The organism is Staphylococcus sp. GDY8P126P, assembly GCF_017891965.1.
GTDB lineage: Bacteria > Bacillota > Bacilli > Staphylococcales > Staphylococcaceae > Staphylococcus > Staphylococcus saprophyticus.
This window is the reverse complement of record NZ_JAESKG010000005.1, coordinates 1-18,253: the sequence shown is the minus strand read 5'-3', so window position 1 is coordinate 18,253 and position 18,253 is coordinate 1. Positions and strand designations below refer to the sequence as shown.

Here is an 18,253-nt window from a genome sequence, read left to right as displayed (position 1 = left end):
CTTCTTTCGTTATATAGTATGATACTGGCAACTTTGAATATCATCTTCAGTATTTTCAACTACAGAATCAATAAGTTTAAGCAGTTCTAAAATTTGATTGTTTTTTATTTGGTAATAAACGTATTTACCTTCTTGTCTAGAATTAACCAAACCACACCCTTTGAGACAAGATAAATGTTGAGAAATACTAGATTGACTTATTTGAGAATGTTTAACAATCTCATTGACAGTCATTTCTTTCGATTTAAGTAGCTCTAATATCATCAAACGTACTTTATTAGAAAGACCATGTATAAAATGTGCTTTTAACTCAATATCATGCATTTAATCACCTCATATTACCTAAAACTAATATAAATAACATATTACCATTTGGTAATATGTTATTCAATCCTTTTTATAATGTTAATTAGAATTTCGTTTGTCCTAATTAATTTTATTAGTTAGTCTGTAATTATTCTTTCTTAAGATACGTTCCTATATTCATTTGGTGTTAGTCCATCAAATTTTGGAACATATCTTTTATTCATATAATAATTAATATATTCACTGATGCCTGTTTCAAGATCTTCATATGTGCTGAATTGATTTCTATAGTAATATTCTGATTTTAACGTACCCCAAAAAGCTTCTATCGGTTGATTATCTAAACAACTTCCTGCTTTTGACATACTAATTTTTACGTTATGTGTATCTAAATAGTTCTTGTAATGTTTAGAAGTGTATTGAAAACCTCTGTCACTATGTAAAACTGTATTAGATGCATCATTATTTTGTAAGGCTAATTTCAATATGTCCATAACCAATTTTAAATCATTACACTTACTCACTTTATAAGCAATTATACTTAAATCATACCTATCAATTATAGCGCTAATATAAGCTTTTTGACCTTTTCCATAATTTAAGTAACTAATATCTATAAACTATTTTTGATTTGGTTTATTGGCTTCAAAATTTCTATTCAATATATTTTCAGCTGTGAAATGTGGTTTGATTCTAGTCCAATTAGGACGTTTTTTTCTGATTTGTGCTTGTAAACCTAAAATTCGCATAATTCTTCTAATACATTTTATATTAACATTTAAATTGCACTCTCTTTTTAAAGCGTAATGTATCCTTACTACACCGAATGTTTCTTTAGAGTTCTTAAATATATGCTTAATTTCTTTTGCAATTAATTTAGAGCGTTTTTCATTATTAGAAATTTCTTTATTACACCATTTATAATAACCACTACGGCTGACTTCTAGACGCTCGTATAACATTTTAATACTGTAATTTTGTTCTCTGTTGAGCTCAAATATCATTTGATATAAATGTTCTTTATGACCTAATGAAAATGATTGTTTCGATACTTGAACTCTTGCCACTTTTTTACGATTGCTTTATCCATTTCTAAGTATTCTATTCTTGTTTTTAGTTTTTTATTTTCTAATTTTATTAGTTCTATTTCAGATAATTCTTGTTTTTTATTTTTTCCACGTTTATCTTTTAATCCATCTATACCATTCTTTTTATAGCTCTTCACCCAATGGTATATTTGATGGTAGGAAACACCATATTCCACGGAAGCCTCTTGATAGTTATAATTTTTAGCTATGACATTTTCAGTAATTTCAATACGTTCAGATAAAGTTGTTTTTCTTGATTTATTCATAGTGGAAAACCCTTTCCCTGTGTGCTTGTTAGATTTTCCCTTTTTATAATTTCTTAACCACAATTTTAAAACTGATATAGAGCTAATATTATACTTGTTAACAACTTTATACAGTGGAATATTCCTTTCTAACACATCTTCTATAGCTATTGCTTTAATCTCTGCAGAGTATTTATTTCTTTTACTAAAAGGTTTTAATCCATCTACACCATAAGCTTTATATCTTCTTACCCATTCTTGTAATGTAGCGCTAGAAACTCCATTATTTTTTGCTGTACTATATCTTGATATATTTCCATCAACTATATCTTCAACTATTTTAATATGCTTTTCTAAACGCATCTTATTTGTAGTCATAAAAAATACACTCCCCTAATTATAGTTCACTTTTTATATTTAAAGTGTCTACTTTTAGGGGAGTGTATCAAAAAAGTTGGGATGGTTATTTTTTATGGCTTGATTTAACAATTGTGATTGCTATACCTAACAAGGTAACGATGAATGTACCGAAACCTAACATTAAGTACGGCACTTCTACAATTGAAACCAAACAAGGCGTCTCCTTTCTAAAGATTTTGTCGGTACTTTCATAAGCACCACCTCACTTTATACTGAGATTAGCCACCATCTATCCAACTTACTCACCTTAATCTGCTTTCTTCAAATCTTTCCATTTCGCTTACTATCCCGCTTACATTAATTCTATAAAAAAAGAACCTTGCAAGCGCAAGATTCTTAATTGAATAATATGTAATTTATTCTTTTAGTGTCCTGGGAGACCAAAGTTAAACTTTAGAGGTTAGACGAAAAGCGCATAACTAAAGCATTTCGCTACCTTTACTTTCGGAGCAAACAGAAAGAAACCGAACTATTTTGACACGTATTTGACACGTGACCCCATCCACCTATTCATATAAATGAGCGGGTGGGTTGTTTGTTAATTTACTTTTTCATATAATTAGTATCAACATAAGAAGAACTCATTTACACGCTTTTCAAAAAAAGAAATTCGGGGGTACATAAATTTGAATAATTTAGGAACTTTATATTTTTTATCAGGGAAAATGGGAGCCGGAAAATCAACTAGATCTAAAGAAATAGAACAAACTGAAAATGCAGTTTTATTGTCTGAAGATGAATGGTTAGAAAAATTATATCCAAATCAAATAAATGATTTTGATGATTACTTAAGTTACTCAAAGTTAATAAAACCATTATTGAAAGAGCACATCCAGCGAATTTTAAAAGTCGGTAGTAATGTAGTATTAGATTTTCCAGGTAACACTAAAACTCAAAGAAAATGGCTATTAAGTGTAGCTTCAGAAATTAATGCAAATCATCAATTAATTTTTCTCAATATAAGTGATGATAAATGTTTGAAACAAATTAATATAAGACGTAGTGAAGAACCAGAAAGAGAACAATTCGATACTAAAGAAACTTTCGAATATGTTTCTAGTTTCTTCGAACCCCCTGAATTTTCAGAAGGTTTAAATATTATAGAAATCAAATAGTTAACCCCATCTATTCATTTAGGTGGGCTACTTTATATCCACAATATCCTTTAAATTAATCTTACTTAAACTAGTTTCTTCATATAAATAGAGTAACTGTGTATGAACATCTACTTTGTGTATGTAACCCTCTATTGTTTGTATATAACCTTTCACAAAATAGCGAACTTCTATCGCTGGATCATTGTACATTTTAAATATCAATACGATATATCTAAATATTTAAGATGTTATTTTGTTGATGGAAAAGAAATCCAAAATGACAATCCAAAATGTTTACTGTATTATGATTCAAGTATTTTATAGCTTTATATACAAATTATACACCAACGGGCAGTCCCTACTGCCCTATATATTTTTATCTTTTTTAGGAGGAATGAATAAAATGGCAACATTTACAGTAACGAAACGAAAAAACAAATCGTCAACTTCATGGCAATACGATGTGAAAGATTCAAGTTTCAAGTCGGGTAAAAAGCGTAAGTCTGGTTTTAAGACTAAAGCAGAAGCTACTTATGAAGCGCAACAATTGATTAGAGATATTGAAGACGGGAACAATATAGAAGATAACAAAAGGTTTGAAGATTATTATAGAGATTGGTTGATAGCGAATGGGAAAAATAAACTTGGTGAGAAACAACAATATTGGTATGATCATGCACTTGATTTATTTCTAACTCATTTTGGTGAAGATATTCTAATTAAAAACATTACTAGAAATGAATATCAAAAGTTTATTTCTAATTATGCAAATGGCAGAACATCAGAAACAGTTAGAAAAGTACATTTGTATATATCTAGTTGTATTAAAGATGCTATATATGATGGCTATTTAAAGAAGGACCCAACTTATAAAATGAATTACAAAGGTACTAAATTACCTAAAAAAGAAAGTGTTAAGTTTCTTACAATATTAGAGTATGAGCAGTTAAGAAAATATTTCAAAAGGAAAGATGATAAGAGTACACTTGTGTTATATATTCTTTTGATAACTGGTGCGAGGTTTTCAGAAGTAAATAGAATGACTTATAAGGACTTATATTATAAACCTGGTTTAATTCATTTGCCTGGAACTAAAACAGAAAACGCAGATAGAGAAATAGAAATATCTGACACTGATTTAAGCTACATTAAAAAAGCAATTTCAAAACAACCACAAAAGATTAATGGTGATTTATTTGGATTATCTCAAACTGCTATATCTAAAGTGTTTAAAAAAGCAAAAAACGAATTTAATATCAAAGATGAAATCACACCTTATTCATTAAGACATACGCATGCTAGTTACCTTATTAGTAAAGGAATATCGATTGAATATATTAGTAAAAGATTAGGACATGCAAGCATAGCCATTACACTTGATGTTTATACACATTTACTTGATGAACATAAAAAAGAGCAAGGTCAACGTGTCAGAGAATTATTCTCTTGACACATATTTGACACTCACTCTCTTGAAACGTTGTCACAACAACGGGTTATAGTGTCCTGGGAGGGATTCGAACCCCCGACCGATGGCTTAGAAGGCCATTGCTCTATCCAGCTGAGCTACCAGGACATATTGTTTTTGAACACAAAAATAATTATATCTAACTTAGTGCTATAAAGCAATACTCCAAGCGCTAAAAATAAATATGATTTTTCACTTTAATGGACTTTTTATCATCTTTTCTAAATATATTTTAAAATTCTAATTAAAAACTAAGTTATCTCATTTGCTTTTACTGATCAATGATTATCATAAAGCAGCACTATAAGAAATCAAATACGTGTATATTTGATTTCTTACTTCTGCATATTGAAAGCAAATTTTCGTATTAACATAACCATCGTATGTATTTAACGATTAGATTTCAAAAGTTTCACTATCAATGACCTTATGATCACGATTGTAAAAATTCAGTACTACTTCCTTACTTTGTTCATCAATAACTAATTCTGCATACGTTTCTTCAATATTGCTTCTCGATTGTGATATACTTCCTGGATTAATTACGTGTACGCCAGCGATATTTTCATGTTTAGCCACGTGTGTATGACCGTAAAAAGCAAATTGACAACCTAATGATTTAGCCTGTTCAGCAAGTTGCATGCGTGAACGATTCACATTATAAAGATGGCCATGCGTATAAAAAGCTTTAATACCATCTATTTCTATAGTCTCTTCATTAGGAAATTCAGGATAAAAATCTGTATTTCCTTTAACTCTATAAAAATGACTTAGTTCACTATCATCATATGCAAATTCTGAATCGCCTAAATGAATTGCAACATCAATATGACTGTGATGATTTATAACATCAAACAGCACACCTTGCTCTGTGTGATTATCACTAACTATAATCCATTTTGTCATGATTCATCACCTTCTAAATATTGTCGTAATTTTTCTATTGCTTTACCTCTATGACTGACTTCACTTTTTTCTTCTGCAGAAAGCTGTGCCATCGTTTTGTTTTTATCATCTAAGTAAAAAATCGGGTCATAGCCAAAGCCATGTTCACCTATTTTACTCAATGTAATCTCACCTTGTACGTTACCTTTAAATTGTACAGTTTCCTCACCTGGCGTACTCATACTAATCACACATACAAACTGTGCGCTTCTGTCTGTTTCACCACCAAGCTGGGTTAATAATTTATCGATATTGGCATCGTCGTCTTTATCGGTACCAGCATAACGCGCAGAATAAACGCCTGGTTCTCCACCTAAAGCAAATACTTCAAGTCCACTATCGTCAGCAATCACGCGTTTATTCAATACTTTTGCAGCAGCTTCTGATTTCAATTTAGCATTTGCTTCAAATGTATCTCCCGTTTCTTCAACATCGAAATCTTCTATAATTTCAGCTATACCTATAACATTAAAATCTGGAAATATAACTTTAAAATCGTTAATTTTACCTTTGTTCGTCGATGCAATTACAATATCTTCCATTGTTATGTCTCCTGTTCTTTTAAGTCTATTTTTTCAACGGTAGCACTTATATTTAACCATTCTGTTATGATACGTTCTATATATTCTGTTTCACCAGTCACGAAAAAACGATGTTTAGGTTGACGTTGATAACCAGCATGTTCATTACTAAATGTTAGTAAAGCACTGACTTCACGAGCAGTTTCTAGCCCAGAAGAAATCACTGTCTTCTCTCCACCAAAATAATCATTAATAGGTTGGTAAAGCAATGGATAGTGTGTGCAACCCAGAATAACTGTATCTGCATTGCTATTTCGCCAGTGTTTTAAATTTTGATGAATAATAATACTAGTAATGGTTGGGTCTTTATAACGCATTTGTTCTACCATAGGTGCGAAACTTGGACATGCTATACCTGTCACTTCAACGTTCGGGTTAATTGCCTTAATATGATGTCTATATGCTTCTGATTTAATTGTACCTTCTGTTCCTAAAATTAAAACATCATTATTTTTTGTTGTCATAATCGCTGTACGTGCGCCCGGTTCAATGACACCTATCACTGGAATCGGTAAAATATTTTGTAAATGGTTGAGTGCAACGGCTGTTGCAGTATTGCAAGCAATGACTAGCATTTTTATGTCAAAGGTCATTAGCTTTTGCGCTAATTCAGTAGTAAATTGTCTTACTTCAGATCCTTCTCTAGATCCGTATGGACAACGTTCAATGTCGCCTAAATAATATATTGTTTCATTTGGTAGTTGACGCATAATTTCCTTTGCGACTGTCAGACCGCCAACACCTGAATCAATTACACCAATTGGTTTTTCCATATTCAATTACATCCTTACTTATCATCTTCTACTTTATTGTAGCATAGACCTGTTTTTATTATCATTTAACAACACTGTCATTTATTAATAATTTTTAGTATGTATCCTTTACTAAACAAAATATATAACCTATCGTACTTTATTTTATAAAAAAAGACCTAGCATTTGTACTAAACAAATGCTAAGTCCTATTTATTTAATTTGAGCTTTTATTGTACTTGGTGATCTGAACCAAAGAATGATTTGAACATATGGAATGATGTTTCTCTATTTAAAGCAGCGATAGAAGTTGTTAAAGGAATACCTTTAGGACAAGCATTTACACAGTTTTGTGAATTACCACATGCTTGTAAACCGCCACCACCCATTAGTGCTTCAAGTCGTTCATCTTTAGTCATTGATCCTGTTGGATGCAAGTTAAACAATCTAACTTGAGAAATTGCTTGCGCACCAACAAAGTCATTTTTCTTAGTAACGTTAGGGCAAACTTCCAAACAAACACCACATGTCATACATTTAGATAATTCATATGCTGTTTGTCGTTTTTTCTCTGGCATACGAGGGCCTGGTCCCAAATCATACGTACCGTCAATTGGTACCCAAGCTTTCATACGTTTCAAGTTATCAAACATTCTAGTACGATCAACTTGTAAATCACGAATGACTGGGAACGTGCTCATTGGCTCTAATTTAATTGGTTGTTCCAATTGGTCAACAATCGCAGAACAAGACTGTCTTGCTTGACCATTGATAACCATAGAACAGGCACCACACACTTCTTCTAAACAGTTCATATCCCAAATGACAGGTGTTGTTTTCTCACCTTTACTGTTAACTGGGTTACGTCTAATTTCCATTAAACATGCAATCACGTTAAGATTTTCTCTATATGGAATTTCAAATTCTTCCATATAAGGTGTTGATTGATCCGTATCTTGACGTTTAATAATTAATTTAATTGTTTTTTGGCTAGGTTGTTGATTTTGTTCGTTTTGTTCAGGAGCATCATGTACTTCTTGAGTATCTGCCATAATTATTTACCTCCTTTTGAAACACTAGAATAGTCACGTTTACGTGGTGGTATCAAGCTAATATCTACAGGCTCATAAGTAAACTTAGGCGCCTCTGTTTTACCTTGATATGTAGCTAGTGTTGTTTTTAACCATTCTTCATCATTTCTATCTGGGAATTCTGGTTTATAATGCGCACCACGAGACTCATTTCTGTTGTATGCACCGATTGTAATCACTCTTGCAAGCACTAACATATTCCATAATTGACGTGTAAAGAATACCGCTTGGTTACTCCAAGTTTGCGTATCTTCGATATCTATATTTTGATAGCGTTCCATCAATTCTACAATTTTTCTATCTGTTTCTAATAACGCTTTATTTTCACGAACAACTGTGACATTCGCTGTCATAATTTCACCAAGTTCTCTGTGAAGTTTATACGCATTTTCAGTTCCTTTCATATTCAGTAAGTGATCAAATTTTTCTTGTTCTTCTTGTACACGTTTTTCATAAAAACTTTGATCTAAATCTGTATATGAATCTTCGATATTTGAGATGTATTCAACCGCATTTGGTCCTGCAACTGTTCCACCATATATTGCTGATAATAATGAGTTTGCACCAAGACGGTTACCACCATGTTGTGAATAATCACACTCACCAGCTGCAAATAAACCTTTAATATTTGTCATTTGATCGTAGTCAACGTATAGACCACCCATTGAATAGTGAACTGCTGGGAAGATCTTCATCGGAACTTTACGAGGGTCATCACCAGTGAATTTTTCATAAATTTCAATAATACCACCAAGTTTAATATCTAACTCATGTGGATCTTTATGTGATAAGTCTAGATATACCATGTTTTCACCATTGATACCTAATTTTTGGTTAACACATACATCAAAGATTTCTCGCGTTGCAATATCACGAGGTACTAAGTTACCGTAATCTGGGTATTTTTCTTCTAAGAAGTACCATGGCTTACCATCTTTATATGTCCAAATACGACCACCTTCACCACGTGCTGACTCACTCATTAATCTAAGTTTGTCATCTCCAGGAATTGCGGTCGGATGAATTTGAATAAATTCACCGTTTGCATACATTGCGCCTTGTTGATATACAATAGAAGCTGCTGAACCTGTATTAATCATTGAGTTAGTCGTTTTACCGAAGATAATACCAGGACCACCTGTTGCCATAATGACTGCATCTGAACCAAATGATTCAATCTCTGATGTTGTCATATTTTGAGCAACAATACCTCTCGCCATATTATCGTCATCTTTAACGATACCTAAGAACTCCCAACCTTCATACTTTGTAACTAAACCATCGACTTCAAAGCTACGAACTTGTTCGTCCAAAGCATAAAGTAATTGTTGGCCAGTTGTCGCACCAGCATACGCTGTTCTGTGGTACATCGTTCCACCAAAACGTCTAAAGTCTAATAAACCTTCTTTAGTTCTGTTAAACATTACACCCATACGGTCTAGTAAATGGATAATCTTTGGTGCAGCTTCCGTCATTGCTTGAACTGGCGGTTGATTTGCCAAAAAGTCTCCACCATATACAGTGTCATCTAAATGTACTGATGGTGAGTCCCCTTCACCTTTTGTATTTACCGCTCCGTTTATACCACCTTGTGCACAAACAGAGTGTGATCGTTTAACAGGAACAAGTGAGAACAAGTCAACGTGTGCGCCTTGTTCTGCTGCTTTAATTGTTGACATCAGACCGGCAAGTCCTCCACCGACAACAATAATTTTCTTCTCTGCCATATATGTCACTCCCTCAAATATATATGAAACTTAGTTTTAATTCTTTATAAAAATGCTAAGATTGCACTGATTCCGATATAAGAAACAACTAGGAATACAACAAGTGAAACCCAAGTGAAAATTTGTTGAGATTTTTTAGATTGTAAAACACCCCAAGTAACTAAGAATGACCATAAACCATTCGCAAAGTGGAATGTTACTGCTAATAAACATACAATGTAAAAAATTAACCAAAATGGATTCGTCACAATGTCATGAACCATGTCAAAGTTCACTTCATGTCCTAACGCACGTTGGATACGTGTTTGCCATAGATGAATTGCTACAAAGATAAATGTTATGACACCAGTCACACGTTGTAGTAAAAACATCCAGTTTCTAAATGCAGAATAATGCCCTACATTCTCCTTTGCCGTAAAGGCAATATGTACGCCGTAAACCGCATGATACAGAATTGGAATATAAATAACGATAAATTCCACTGCAATTAAAAAAGGTATAGATTCCATAAATCCAGCTGCCTTGTTAAACGCGGCCTCACCTTGTGTTGCCTGATGGTTAACAAGTAAATGAACTAATAAGAATCCACCTATTGGTATTACGCCTAGCAAAGAATGTAAGCGTCTTAAATAGAATTGATTTTTCGAATATGCCAAAAGGAAGTCCCCCCTGTGAAACAGATAATTTTTTTGGATTTCTTTTTTTACCGTACAAAGTAATGGCAATTTTCATATAAACCTTATGAACAATGATTTTTTTGTGACGTATGTTTTTTACAACACAATAACATTGCATAATTATTTAAACGTCACTGCATTTTTTAGACGTTGTAGTTTACAGTTTAAATAAAAGGCTGTTGAGAACATTCTCAATTAGAAAACGCTTCCATATAATTGTAAAAAAAGAACTCCTGTTATTTGTTATTGTAACACTAATTAAATAGAAATTGGGCATGAGAATGATTCTCATGCCACAAAGTTATATCTATGAATTATTGGATAAGGCGTGATGAAGATTCTCAGCCACATTTTGGGGAAGACCAGAGTTTTTTAAATCTTCTACACTTGCTTCTTTCATTCTCTTAATTGACCCAAATGTACGTAATAATTTAGTCTTACGTTTGGCACCAATTCCATCAACTGTATCTAGAACAGATTGTAATCCTGTCTTTTGTCTTGTTTGTCTATGGAAAGTGATTGCAAATCTATGCACCTCGTCTTGAATTCTTTGCAACAAATAAAATGGTTGGCTATTTTTTTTCATAGGTACAACCTCTGCTTGCTCTCCATATAAAATTTCTGACGTTTGGTGCTTATCATTTTTACGCAATCCGGCAACGGGAATATCTAAACCTAATTCATTTTCTAGGACATCAATAACACCACTCATGTGGCCTTTACCACCATCTACAATAATTAAATCTGGTAATGGACTGCCCTCATTTAATACACGTGTATATCGCCTGCGTACCACTTCACGCATTGATTTATAATCGTCGGGTCCATCAACTGTTTTAATTTTATATTTTCTATAACCTTTTTTGTTTGGTTTACCATCAATGAAAGACACCATTGCAGACACAGGATTTACACCTTGGATATTAGAGTTATCAAAAGCCTCTATTCTTATAGGCGTTTGTATACCCATTACATCGCCTAACTCTTCAATCGCTTTAACAGTGCGTGATTCATCCTTTGCAATGAGTTCAAATTTATTTTCTAACGTAACTTCTGCATTATGATTTGCTAAATCAACCATATCTTTCTTTTTGCCTTTAAGTGGTTGTACAATTTTTGTGTCCACAACGGATTGTATCAACTCTTTATTTAAATGTTTCGGTACATGTACCTCTTTAGGCAAAATATGTTGATTTAAATCATAAAATTGTCCAATAAATGTATAGAACTCTTCTTCTTCTGTTTGTTGGAGTGGTATCATCGTTGCGTCTCGTTTAATCATATTACCTTGTCTAATAAAGAATACTTGAATACACATCCATCCTTTAGAAATACTGTAACCAAACACATCTCTAATCGTATTATCAGAAGATGTGATTTTTTGTTTTTTATTAAGGTTATGGATATGTTGTATTAAGTCTCTATATTCTTTGGCACGTTCAAAATCTAGTGATTCACTTGACTCTTGCATTTTTTGCTCTAAATTATGCAAAATTGTTTTGTCTTCTCCATTTAAAAAATCCGTTATTTCTTTTGTCATTTCAGCATACTTTTCTAAATCTACTGGATACACACAAGGCCCTAAACATTGGCCAATATGATAATAAAGGCATAATTTGTCAGGCATTTTATCACATTTTCTAAACGGATAGATACGATCTAGTAATTTTTTTGTTTCTTGTGCTGAATATGCATTGGGATATGGTCCAAAGTATTTTCCACTTCCCTTTTTCACTGTTCGCGTTACAACGAGCCTTGGATATTTTTCTTTCGTTATTTTTATAAAAGGGTAACTTTTATCATCTTTCAATAAGATGTTATAACGCGGTTGATATTGTTTTATAAGATTTAATTCTAATAGTAGCGATTCAGTTTCACTGGATGTTACGATAAATTCAAAGTTTCGAATTTCACCGACAAGTCTTGTGGTTTTCGCATCATGCGCACCAGTAAAATAAGATCTTAATCTATTTCTAAGTTTCTTTGCTTTACCTACATATATAATTTGATCATTTCGATCTTTCATTAGGTAACAACCGGGCTCTGTTGGTACTACTGTCAGTTTCTGCTTAATTTTTTCTTGGTATGTTTCCATAAATTGTCCTCCTCCTTTCACACAAAATTTTATAGTTCGATTTTTCAATAAATAGCTTGGTTTTATATGATATCAACGTAGTTTTAATTTACATTTATTTATATTATAAAATAGCTTCGCAATGTTTCTCAATTGATTGATATGCTTATAAATTGAAAACTGGGACATTAATCAAGATTAATGTCCCAGAAAGTTGCTCAATTTATTATAAGTGTTTTTCGATTACTTCAGCTAAGTTTTCTTTTGGTTGGAAACCAACAACTTTGTCAACTGGTTCGCCATCTTTAAAAACGATTAAAGTTGGAATACTCATAACTTCAAATTTAGCAGCTGTTGATGGATTTTCATCTACATCTAGTTTTAAAATGTTAGCTTTGCCATCATAGTCACCAGCTAATTCTTCTAATACTGGAGCAATCATCTTACATGGACCACACCAAGTTGCCCAAAAATCTACTAAATTGACCCCTGATTGAATATTTTCATCAAAGTTTGAATCTGTTACTTTTACGATTGCCATAACTGCCAATCCTCCTTAAATTTCAAATGATGAAGAAATTATAACAGACTTTATACAAATCTGCATACCTCTTGCTCACAATTATTTTATTTCTACAACGGTAACGCCAAATCCACCTTCACTCGGCATACCGTTTCTATATGATGCCACATTTTTATGTCGTTTTAAATGATTTTGCACACCTTTTTGTAATGCACCTGTACCTTTACCATGAATAATGTAAACTTGCTCATAATTGCTCAATACAGCTTGATCTAAATATTGATCTACAGCAACCATTGCTTCATCATAACGATAGCCACGTAAATCGAGTTCCATTTTAATGCTTTGACGATTTTCTCGTTTAATCATTTTCGTTGGTTCCGATTTCGTTTTCTTCGTTTTTTCTAAGTCTTCTAATGGTAATTTCATCTTAATAATACCCATTTGAACAACCGCTTCATTATGATCAATCAATTCTAAAACTTCGCCTTTTTGGCCATAAGTTAGCACTTTAACTTCATCACCTGCATTGATTTCATCCCATTTTTTCTTTTGAACATTTTGTTTTAGGGATTTGGCTTCGTATTGATCATCAAGTTGTTTCTTCTTATCAATGAGCTCGTGTTCTTTTACATCGGCACCTTTTTGGTCTCTCAATTCACGCAGTTCTTTTAATATATCGTCAGCTTCTTTTGTAGCTGATTTCACACGTTGGTTCGCTTTTTCTTTTGCTTCGTTCATCAATTGTTTTTCATGATTTTGATATTGTTCATATTGTTTTGCTAAAGCATCATGTGTATCTTGTGCTTCTCTTAATAAATAATCTAACTCGATACGTTGTTCATCTACGCGTTTTGAATTAGATTCTAATGAAGCAATCATTTCATTAATTTCTTGCTCATCTTGGCCAATCATTGATTTTGCTTTTTGAATGATTTTCATATTTAACCCAAGTTTTTTAGAAATATCAAATGCATTTGAACGTCCTGGTACACCCATTAATAATTTGTAGGTTGGACTTAATGTATTGACGTCAAATTCGACACTGGCATTCATTACACCTTCTCGGTTATAGCTATATGCTTTTAACTCTGGGTAATGCGTTGTTGCCATAACTAATGAGCCTATTTCATGAACATGATCTAAAATACTCATTGCTAGTGCAGCACCTTCACTCGGGTCAGTTCCAGCACCTAACTCGTCAAATAATATCAAACTGTTTTTAGTTGTATCTTGTAAAATTTCAACAATATTCTTCATATGTGAAGAGAAAGTAGAAAGTGATTGCTCAATAGATTGTTCATCACCAATATCACAGTAAACATTTTCAAAAATACTTAATTGGCTACCATCTAATGTCGGAATAAGTATACCTGATTGTGCCATAACAATGATTAAGCCTAATGTTTTCAATGTAACTGTTTTACCACCGGTGTTTGGACCTGTAATAATAACTGTTTCAATATCTTGTGCAAATTCAATTGTATTCGCAACAACTGTTTGCTTATCAAGTAATGGATGAAAAGCTTTTGGTAAATAAACTGTTCTATCTTTTGTAAATTGTGGTTTGGTTCCTTTAATTGAACTTGCATAGCGTGCTTTGGCTGTTAAGAAATCAATTTGGCCCATGATTGACTCTGAAATTAAACATGCATCTGCTTCTTCAGCTACTTCTACTGTCAATGCGGATAAGATGCGTTCTCTTTCAATCGCTTCATCATTTTTTAAACGGCTTATTTGGTTACTCATCTCTACAATGGATGAGGGCTCAATATATAAGGTTTGTCCAGAAGCAGACTGATCATGAACAATACCATTAAAATCTTGGCGATACTCTGCTTTCACTGGAATTACATTTCGCTCATTACGTACAGTGACAATCGCGTCAGATAGTTTCTTCTGGTTAGCTTGACTCTTAACAATCTTGTCTAAATTTTGTTTAATTCTTTGATTCGTACTAGAAATTTTACTTCTAATTCCTTGTAATTCATAACTTGCATTATCATATAAATCATAAGTATCACATTTTTGATGAATACTTTGATATAAATCTGACAATACAGGCAGTTGTTCCATTCTATCGTTAAGAATAGGGTAATTAATTGTTTCTTCTTCATTTAATAAATTATTATAAAATGTTTTATATTGATTTTGGATTTGTATTAGGCGTTTAATGACATTTAATTCGCTAACACTGAGTACACCACCGATTTTCGCTCTATGAATATACGTGGATATTTTAGCTAATCCACTTAAACTAGGCATACGATGTTTGTTATAAATTTGTGAAATCTCATCTGTTTCGTTCATTTGAAATTCAACCGTGTTAAAATCAGTTGCTGGTGCCATATCTACAACTTTTTCTTTACCTAAATCACTGATTGTTTCATTTTCTATCAATGCTTTTATTTTATCGAATTCTAAGACATTTAAAGATTTCTGTCTCATCTAATCCCTCTATTTCTTCAGTTTAATATTATTCTCAACGAATGATTTAAATTCTTCTCGAGACATTGTATTAATCACTCTATCTTTTGTAACAAATCCTTTTTGTGCAGTTGCAACACCATATTTCATAAATTCTAAATGTTCGACATGATGTGCGTCAGTATTGATTGTTAGCTGTATATTTGGATGTTTTTTAACTGTATCTGCATTTAAATCTAAACGTTTTGGATTTGCATTAATTTCTAAAATGGTATTAGTTTCTTCTGCAAGTTGACATAATTTATCTATGTCTGGTTCATAGCCAGGACGTTTACCTATAATGCGACCTGTTGGATGTGCAATATGGCGTACATAAGGATTACGGCAAGCATTTTCCAATCTGCGCATGATTTCTTCTTGCGACTGATTAAAACTTTGGTGTATCGCAGCAATGGGATAATCTAACTTCGCTAATATCTCATCATCATAGTCTAATTGACCATCAGGTAAGATATCCATTTCTATACCTGAGTATATATCAATTTCCTTATATTTTTCATTTAGCGCTTTAATTTCTTCATTTTGACGCAATAAACGTTCAACTGATAAGCCGTTCGCAACTTTCAAACTTTGAGAATGGTCAGTAATCACCATAAATTCATAACCTTTCTCAATGTTCGCTTTTACCATATCTTCAATACTAAATGCACCATCGCTATATGTCGTATGCATATGGATATCACCATGAATATCTGTTAATTTGATAATATTATCTAAGTTTTTATCAAATTCACTTCCGTCCTCTCTCAATGCAGGTTCTATCCAATTCACTCCAAAATGTTCATATATTTCTTTTTCGCTTTGATATTGAATGATTTCCCCATTATTTTGTTCAATACCATATTCGCTTACCTTTTCGTCTTGTTCTTTAGCCAATTGTCGTATTCTAATATTATGATCTTTTGAACCTGTAAAATGTTGTAAAGTATGATAGAAAGCTGCAGGTTCAATTAACCTAAAATCAACACCTATCGTTTCATCATCATAAGCTAATTCAAGTGATACCTTAGTCTGACCTACTGCTACTTGCTTAACAATGTTAGACATTTTTAATAATGACTGTTGAACTGAAGTAGGATGATATGTGCTAATAATATAATCTAAATCTTTACTCATTTCTTTATATCTTCTATAACTACCAGCGACTTCGTATTTGTCTATATCCTTGACTGTAGCTAAATAGTCATTAATTTCACTATTTAAACCACGTATTTGATCGATTGGATATTTTTCTTTCTTAGCGCCTAAAGCTTTTACAGCTTCAAGGATATTCTGTTCTGTCTTTTTAGCAAAGCCACTTAACTCACTAACTTTTCCTTGTTCACAAGCAACTTGCAGTGCTTCTTTACTATCAATATTTAATTCTTTATATAGCTTTGCAATTTTTTTACTTCCAAGACCTTGTATTTTTAATAAAGGAATAAGTCCCTCAGGAACTTCTTTTTGCAATGCTTCTAATGCACTTGATTGGCCTGACTGACGATATTCATCAATCACTTCTCCTACACCTTTACCAATCCCTTTTAATTCAGTCACATCTTCAATTTCATCTAACGTACGTTCGTCCATTTCAAGACTTTGTGCAGCTTTTCTATATGCAGATACTTTAAACGTATTTTCACCTTTTAATTCCATATAAGTCGCTATTTTTTCTAGTAATTGAATAATATCTTTTTTTGTCATTATTTTCACTCCATAAAAAAAGGTCAAGACAGATTACTGTAGCACGCATTCAGTAAATTAATTGTGTCCTGACCTCCTATATTTTATAAGACCATTCTAATCTATAACACGCTATATATTCACAACATAGTTGGATATATAGGGGATATGTAAAATTAAAAATTCTGAGATTTTCCCACTTATAAGCTGTTGTTGCACTATTTTTAATGGATACAACGAAATAGTGTAAAGCAATGTAGCACTGATAATGATTGAAGAAATCAGACTCATTATCACACCAATCACTCGACTTATGACATTAGGACGCTTAAATTTTAACACATTATCGAAAATCACTATAATACCATAACATATGATTTTAGTAAGGATCGCAATAATTAAAAATGCGATGATATGATCAAATCGTTGGTGTATATTATCAAATTGAATGGCATAATTCAAATCAAATGCACGTGTCTTGGGAAATGGTATAAATAATTCTAATCGCTGAGCAATTTGATGATAAAATCTTTGTGCAATCCATAATGAAAACAAAGTAGAAGTTAAATGCAAAGCACTTAACCAAGCACCTCTTCTAAAACCAATCATTCCAATATAAAGAAAAATAATTAGAACAATCAAATCTAAAATCATTTGTCTTCACTATTTTTCAACTGTTTTATTTCTTGTTGCAGACGAAGGTTTTCTTCTTCTAATTGAACTTTTTCATGCATAATATTGACAGCTGTAAGTATCGCCTTTCTCGTCGTATCTAATCCAGCACTTTTACTAGCTAACATTTTGAGTCTTTCGTCTACTAAATGCGCAACGTAACGGATATGCTCGGGATTGTCCTCACCGACAATAGTATAATGTTGATCATTTATAGTTACGTTAATCCGATTTTTAAACTCGCCCATATCATAACTCCTGACTTTTTAATATATTTCCGAACTTATTTTCCTATTTGTTTCAATTAAGTATGTAATTTAGTATTTTAGAATATTCACGAACCATTATACACGACATAATATTATTTTGTAAGAGGTGAGAATTGTTATATAAGAAATATTTGTTATTAATGCTATTTTAGTCAAGTCCAGACTCCTG

At 32.3% G+C, this 18,253-nt stretch carries 20 protein-coding genes and 1 tRNA gene; 2 read left to right on the top strand and 19 right to left on the bottom strand.

Annotated features, from left to right (window positions below; all coding sequences use genetic code 11):
- Positions 1-9: 9 nt before the first annotated feature.
- From KA893_RS09480 to KA893_RS09460, 5 genes are all read right to left on the bottom strand, one after another.
- Positions 10-324: an ArsR/SmtB family transcription factor gene (locus tag KA893_RS09480; RefSeq protein WP_041080402.1), complete on the bottom strand. Its 315-nt coding sequence runs from the start codon at positions 322-324 to the stop codon at positions 10-12.
- A gap of 140 nt (positions 325-464) precedes the next feature.
- Positions 465-917 carry a DDE-type integrase/transposase/recombinase gene (locus KA893_RS14180; protein ID WP_256121641.1) on the bottom strand — a complete coding sequence of 151 codons (453 nt, stop codon included), beginning with the start codon at positions 915-917 and terminating at the stop codon, positions 465-467.
- A gap of 9 nt (positions 918-926) precedes the next feature.
- Complete coding sequence (locus KA893_RS09470) at positions 927-1,373, bottom strand: IS3 family transposase (RefSeq protein WP_194375930.1); 447 nt, start codon at positions 1,371-1,373, stop codon at positions 927-929.
- Complete coding sequence (locus KA893_RS09465) at positions 1,334-2,017, bottom strand: helix-turn-helix domain-containing protein (RefSeq protein WP_002483560.1); 684 nt, start codon at positions 2,015-2,017, stop codon at positions 1,334-1,336. Before KA893_RS09465 ends, KA893_RS09470 begins: the two co-directional genes overlap by 40 nt.
- A gap of 85 nt (positions 2,018-2,102) precedes the next feature.
- Positions 2,103-2,210, bottom strand: coding sequence for a putative holin-like toxin (locus KA893_RS09460; protein WP_011303344.1), 108 nt, complete (start codon positions 2,208-2,210; stop codon positions 2,103-2,105).
- A gap of 475 nt (positions 2,211-2,685) precedes the next feature.
- On the opposite strand from KA893_RS09460, the gene KA893_RS09455 reads away from it, so the two are divergent.
- A complete protein-coding gene (locus tag KA893_RS09455) occupies positions 2,686-3,174 on the top strand; it encodes a P-loop nucleotide/nucleoside kinase family protein (RefSeq protein WP_081324772.1) in 489 nt (162 codons plus the stop codon).
- A 27-nt stretch (positions 3,175-3,201) separates the two neighbouring features.
- Here KA893_RS09455 and KA893_RS09450 read toward each other — a convergent pair whose 3' ends face one another.
- Positions 3,202-3,366 (bottom strand): YolD-like family protein, encoded by a 165-nt coding sequence (locus KA893_RS09450; protein ID WP_081324771.1) that lies wholly within the window; start codon positions 3,364-3,366, stop codon positions 3,202-3,204.
- 193 nt (positions 3,367-3,559) lie between these two features.
- Here KA893_RS09450 and KA893_RS09445 point away from each other — a divergent pair, with 193 nt between their 5' ends.
- Positions 3,560-4,606: a tyrosine-type recombinase/integrase gene (locus tag KA893_RS09445; protein ID WP_069821913.1), complete on the top strand. Its 1,047-nt coding sequence runs from the start codon at positions 3,560-3,562 to the stop codon at positions 4,604-4,606.
- Positions 4,607-4,658: 52 nt separating this feature from the next.
- Here KA893_RS09445 and KA893_RS09440 read toward each other — a convergent pair.
- From KA893_RS09440 to zapA, 13 genes are all read right to left on the bottom strand, one after another.
- Positions 4,659-4,732 (bottom strand) — tRNA-Arg (locus tag KA893_RS09440).
- Between the two features lie 288 nt (positions 4,733-5,020).
- Positions 5,021-5,530 carry a YfcE family phosphodiesterase gene (locus tag KA893_RS09435; protein ID WP_002483627.1) on the bottom strand — a complete coding sequence of 170 codons (510 nt, stop codon included), beginning with the start codon at positions 5,528-5,530 and terminating at the stop codon, positions 5,021-5,023.
- On the bottom strand, positions 5,527-6,111 hold the full coding sequence (locus tag KA893_RS09430) for an XTP/dITP diphosphatase (protein ID WP_002483628.1): 585 nt from the start codon (positions 6,109-6,111) through the stop codon (positions 5,527-5,529). Before KA893_RS09430 ends, KA893_RS09435 begins: the two co-directional genes overlap by 4 nt.
- Positions 6,112-6,113: 2 nt before the next feature.
- A complete protein-coding gene (gene racE / locus KA893_RS09425; RefSeq protein ID WP_041080350.1) occupies positions 6,114-6,923 on the bottom strand; it encodes a glutamate racemase in 810 nt (269 codons plus the stop codon).
- 209 nt (positions 6,924-7,132) lie between these two features.
- Positions 7,133-7,954 carry a succinate dehydrogenase iron-sulfur subunit gene (sdhB, locus tag KA893_RS09420; RefSeq protein ID WP_002483630.1) on the bottom strand — a complete coding sequence of 274 codons (822 nt, stop codon included), beginning with the start codon at positions 7,952-7,954 and terminating at the stop codon, positions 7,133-7,135.
- Between the two features lie 2 nt (positions 7,955-7,956).
- Positions 7,957-9,720: a succinate dehydrogenase flavoprotein subunit gene (gene sdhA, locus KA893_RS09415; protein ID WP_002483631.1), complete on the bottom strand. Its 1,764-nt coding sequence runs from the start codon at positions 9,718-9,720 to the stop codon at positions 7,957-7,959.
- A gap of 44 nt (positions 9,721-9,764) precedes the next feature.
- On the bottom strand, positions 9,765-10,376 hold the full coding sequence (locus KA893_RS09410; protein ID WP_011303381.1) for a succinate dehydrogenase cytochrome b558 subunit: 612 nt from the start codon (positions 10,374-10,376) through the stop codon (positions 9,765-9,767).
- A 328-nt stretch (positions 10,377-10,704) separates the two neighbouring features.
- The gene (uvrC, locus tag KA893_RS09405) at positions 10,705-12,492 is read right to left on the bottom strand and encodes an excinuclease ABC subunit UvrC (protein WP_041080349.1); all 1,788 of its coding nucleotides are present in this window, start codon (positions 12,490-12,492) and stop codon (positions 10,705-10,707) included.
- A 205-nt stretch (positions 12,493-12,697) separates the two neighbouring features.
- Positions 12,698-13,012 carry a thioredoxin gene (gene trxA / locus KA893_RS09400; protein ID WP_002483634.1) on the bottom strand — a complete coding sequence of 105 codons (315 nt, stop codon included), beginning with the start codon at positions 13,010-13,012 and terminating at the stop codon, positions 12,698-12,700.
- An 81-nt stretch (positions 13,013-13,093) separates the two neighbouring features.
- On the bottom strand, positions 13,094-15,442 hold the full coding sequence (locus KA893_RS09395; protein ID WP_041080347.1) for an endonuclease MutS2: 2,349 nt from the start codon (positions 15,440-15,442) through the stop codon (positions 13,094-13,096).
- Positions 15,443-15,451: 9 nt separating this feature from the next.
- Positions 15,452-17,164, bottom strand: a complete 1,713-nt coding sequence (gene polX / locus KA893_RS09390) for a DNA polymerase/3'-5' exonuclease PolX (RefSeq protein ID WP_194440765.1) — start codon at positions 17,162-17,164, stop codon at positions 15,452-15,454.
- Positions 17,165-17,275: 111 nt separating this feature from the next.
- Positions 17,276-17,797 carry a CvpA family protein gene (locus KA893_RS09385; RefSeq protein WP_041080344.1) on the bottom strand — a complete coding sequence of 174 codons (522 nt, stop codon included), beginning with the start codon at positions 17,795-17,797 and terminating at the stop codon, positions 17,276-17,278.
- Positions 17,794-18,063: a cell division protein ZapA gene (gene zapA, locus KA893_RS09380; protein WP_002483638.1), complete on the bottom strand. Its 270-nt coding sequence runs from the start codon at positions 18,061-18,063 to the stop codon at positions 17,794-17,796. Before zapA ends, KA893_RS09385 begins: the two co-directional genes overlap by 4 nt.
- Between the last annotated feature and the right edge of the window lie 190 nt (positions 18,064-18,253).

Bases quoted from the DNA above. Each gene is read 5' to 3' on its own strand.
- KA893_RS09480 (WP_041080402.1), bottom strand. From the start codon at position 324: ATGCATGATATTGAGTTAAAAGCACATTTTATACATGGTCTTTCTAAT.
- KA893_RS09465 (WP_002483560.1), bottom strand. From the start codon at position 2,017: ATGACTACAAATAAGATGCGTTTAGAAAAGCATATTAAAATAGTTGAA.
- KA893_RS09450 (WP_081324771.1), bottom strand. From the start codon at position 3,366: ATGTACAATGATCCAGCGATAGAAGTTCGCTATTTTGTGAAAGGTTAT.
- KA893_RS09445 (WP_069821913.1), top strand. From the start codon at position 3,560: ATGGCAACATTTACAGTAACGAAACGAAAAAACAAATCGTCAACTTCA.
- KA893_RS09435 (WP_002483627.1), bottom strand. From the start codon at position 5,530: ATGACAAAATGGATTATAGTTAGTGATAATCACACAGAGCAAGGTGTG.
- KA893_RS09430 (WP_002483628.1), bottom strand. From the start codon at position 6,111: ATGGAAGATATTGTAATTGCATCGACGAACAAAGGTAAAATTAACGAT.
- racE (WP_041080350.1), bottom strand. From the start codon at position 6,923: ATGGAAAAACCAATTGGTGTAATTGATTCAGGTGTTGGCGGTCTGACA.
- sdhB (WP_002483630.1), bottom strand. From the start codon at position 7,954: ATGGCAGATACTCAAGAAGTACATGATGCTCCTGAACAAAACGAACAA.
- sdhA (WP_002483631.1), bottom strand. From the start codon at position 9,720: ATGGCAGAGAAGAAAATTATTGTTGTCGGTGGAGGACTTGCCGGTCTG.
- uvrC (WP_041080349.1), bottom strand. From the start codon at position 12,492: ATGGAAACATACCAAGAAAAAATTAAGCAGAAACTGACAGTAGTACCA.
- trxA (WP_002483634.1), bottom strand. From the start codon at position 13,012: ATGGCAATCGTAAAAGTAACAGATTCAAACTTTGATGAAAATATTCAA.
- KA893_RS09395 (WP_041080347.1), bottom strand. From the start codon at position 15,442: ATGAGACAGAAATCTTTAAATGTCTTAGAATTCGATAAAATAAAAGCA.
- polX (WP_194440765.1), bottom strand. From the start codon at position 17,164: ATGACAAAAAAAGATATTATTCAATTACTAGAAAAAATAGCGACTTAT.
- KA893_RS09385 (WP_041080344.1), bottom strand. From the start codon at position 17,797: ATGATTTTAGATTTGATTGTTCTAATTATTTTTCTTTATATTGGAATG.
- zapA (WP_002483638.1), bottom strand. From the start codon at position 18,063: ATGGGCGAGTTTAAAAATCGGATTAACGTAACTATAAATGATCAACAT.